The 1167-nt window shown below is 56.8% G+C and carries 1 protein-coding gene; it reads left to right on the forward strand.

The features are described 5' to 3' along the window. Positions 1 to 1134: IS4 family transposase (locus AWU77_RS02070; protein WP_062058530.1), on the forward strand; the 1134-nt coding region annotated here is incomplete at its 5' end. Positions 1135 to 1167: the final 33 nt, after the last annotated feature.

Genomic DNA, 1167 nt, shown 5'->3' on the forward strand with positions numbered 1-1167 from the left:
TCCATCAGCGAAGTGGTGGATGACCTGGATCTGGCGTTACCGGATGCGCAAACGCCTTTCGTCAGCAAAAGCGCGGTCGCCCAAGCTCGCCAGCGCCTCGGCGCCGAGCCTTTGCGGGCATTGTTCGAGATATCGGCAAAGGCGTGGTCGGAGCAGGATCGCAAGCAGTACCTATTCAAAGGCCTGAGTCTGTTTGCACTGGACGGCACGACCTTGAAGACCGCCGATACGCCAAAGCATCGCGAGCATTTCGGTGAGCAGGTTTATCCCAGCGGCCGAATTTCCAGCTATCCGCAAGTGCGTGGCGTGACCTTGACCGCGGTGCCGACCCACTTGATCCGCGATGCGAAGTTCGGCCCTTATGGGATCAACGAGATGCTCTACGCAAAGGAGCTGCTCTCATCGATTCCGGATGACTCTCTGACTGCATTCGACAAAGGGTTTCTATCGGCAGAGATTCTATGTGGCTTGACCAACGGTGGGACTAACCGCCACTTCATCATTCCAGCCAAGGCCAACACCAAATGGAAAGTAGTCGGCGGCACACCTGACGATGCCGTCATCGAGATGCGCGTATCGCCCCAGGCACGCAAGAAGTGCCCTGACTTGCCTGAAACCTGGCGTGTCCGAGCTATCACGATTATCGACCAAAGTGCACGCAAGCACGTACTGCTGACCTCACTATTTGATGCCAAACGCTACACGGCCAAGGATGTCGCTGCCTGCTACACGCAGCGTTGGCAGATCGAGACAAGCTATCGTGAACTGAAGCAGACGATGATGGGCATGGCGCTGACCCTGCGTAGCCGCACTATCGAAGGCGTCTACCAAGAAATCTGGGGGCTACTTACGGCCTACAACCTGATACGCCTGGAGATGGCCAAGGCGGCACTGGAGGTCAAGTGCGAGCCGACCGAGATCAGTTTTATACGCGCCTTCCACGTCATCCAATACGAACTGCATTGGGCAGCTGTGACACGGTCATACGGCAAATTGCCCGCTTTGATGCAGCGCCTGCGTCAGCGCCTGGTGATGCTCTTGAATGAAGAACGGCCCGGCCGAAAACTCGACCGGGCCGTGAAGGCCTTGCCTCAGCGTTATACCGTTCGTGTCCTGAAGAAGGACCTTAACTGAACGGCATTACCCGCAAGCGGGGCTTTTGAATTC

The sequence above is a fragment of the Cellvibrio sp. OA-2007 genome (genome assembly GCF_000953825.1).
Taxonomy (GTDB): Bacteria; Pseudomonadota; Gammaproteobacteria; order Pseudomonadales; family Cellvibrionaceae; genus Cellvibrio.